We start from the raw sequence: 1,502 nt of genomic DNA, 5'->3' as shown, positions 1-1,502 counted from the left end.
CTGCTGTCGTCCTTGACCAGAAAAAACAGGCCGCTGAACAGGCTGACAACCGTGGCAATCAGCATCAGGACGATGGCTGCTTTGAGCATGGTGAGACTCCGGGGGACTAGCGATGCACTTGAGTATAGCTATCGCACCGACTGACTTTCTGGCGACGCCATGAAGCGCTTCCGGCCGGGCATCGTGCCGACATTGGTGGTCGCCCTGCTGCTGCCGCTGCTGGTGTCGCTAGGGTTCTGGCAATTGGGCCGGGGCGCGGAGAAAAGCGCGCTGTTGCAAACCTATAGCGAGCGCCGGGCCGCCGAACCGATGCTCAGCACCGAACTGCAACACAGCGTTGATCCAGCCTTCCGCCGGGTCCGCCTGCACGGTCAGTTCGATGCCAGCCACAGCCTGTTGCTGGATAACCGCCAGCGTGACGGCAAGGTCGGCGTCGAGCTGCTGCAACCGTTTCAGGATCAGGCGACCGGCCTCTGGCTGCTGGTCAATCGAGGCTGGCTGCCGTGGCCGGACCGGCGCACTCCACCGCAATTCACCACACCGGTTCAGGCATTGAGCCTGGATGCCTGGGTCTACGTGCCGCCGGGCGCAACCTTCCAGTTGCACGCCGATCCCGATTCCACGACCTGGCCGCAATTGGTCACCGCAGTTGACCCGACCAAGCTCTGGGCAGGTCTCGACCGCGACGGCTTCGCCTATGAATTACGTGCAGAAACCGGACCGGCGACTTACCAGGCCGATTGGCCGGTCGTTGCCATGGGGCCGGAAAAACACATCGCTTATGCCGTGCAGTGGTTCGCCCTGTCGATCGCCCTGTTCGGCCTTTATCTCTATCTCGGCTGGCACAACGCAAAGGAGAAACACCATGGGAGCGGCCATGAATCCACCCAGCATGTCTGAGGCAAAACCGGCGTTGAACCGGCGCAAGGGACGTTTGCAGTTGCTGCTGATCCTGCTCGGTGTGATCGGGCCGATGATCCTCGCCACCGGCATGTACAAACTGCAGTTTTGGGTGCCGGAGGGCCGCAGTTATCACGGCGAACTGATCGGCAATGGCCAGACCCGCGCCGACCTCGGCGTAAAGGCTGAGGAAGAGCGCTGGCAGTTGCTGGTGACCGCGCCCAAGAATTGCGCTGTCGACTGTCAGCAACTGGTGTATCTGGCGCGGCAGATTCAGATCGGCCTGGGCCGCGATGCCGGGCGCGCCAGCCATGCCATCGCCGCTGCACAGCCGTTGAGCAGCGATTACCAGGCCAAGCTGACCCGCGAATACCCGCAGCTGCAACGCTATCCGCTGGACCTCGCTACCTTCAGCAAAACCACGGGGGACAAGGCCGAACCACAACTGTGGATCATCGATCCCCACGGCAACCTGGTGCTGCGCTACGACCCGTCGGTCAAAGGTAAGGACCTGCTGAACGACCTGCGTCACCTGCTGAAACTGTCCAACATCGGATAAGGGCATCGTCATGGCCAAACCTGGATTTCGCCTCGCGCTGTTT

Annotated in this window: 3 protein-coding genes; 2 read left to right on the top strand and 1 reads right to left on the bottom strand. The window is 61.8% G+C overall.

What is annotated here, in order from left to right; genetic code table 11:
• The coding region (locus D8V06_RS20245) for a DUF2909 family protein (protein WP_130931667.1) at window positions 1-89 on the bottom strand (89 nt) is incomplete at its 3' end.
• Between the two features lie 70 nt (window positions 90-159).
• Here D8V06_RS20245 and D8V06_RS20240 point away from each other — a divergent pair.
• Both D8V06_RS20240 and D8V06_RS20235 read left to right on the top strand, forming a co-directional pair.
• Entirely contained in the window at window positions 160-900 is a 741-nt protein-coding gene (locus D8V06_RS20240) for an SURF1 family protein (protein WP_056854360.1), read from the top strand.
• Window positions 866-1,459, top strand: a complete 594-nt coding sequence (locus tag D8V06_RS20235) for a hypothetical protein (protein ID WP_130931665.1) — start codon at window positions 866-868, stop codon at window positions 1,457-1,459. The genes D8V06_RS20240 and D8V06_RS20235 overlap by 35 nt, the downstream gene beginning before the upstream one ends.
• Window positions 1,460-1,502 lie beyond the last annotated feature (43 nt).

Origin of the sequence: Pseudomonas sp. Sample_24 (assembly GCF_004307605.1) — a bacterium.
In the GTDB taxonomy this organism is placed as follows: Bacteria; Pseudomonadota; Gammaproteobacteria; order Pseudomonadales; family Pseudomonadaceae; genus Aquipseudomonas.
Note: the sequence above shows the minus strand (reverse complement) of the source record. Positions and strands in the feature narration are given on the sequence as shown.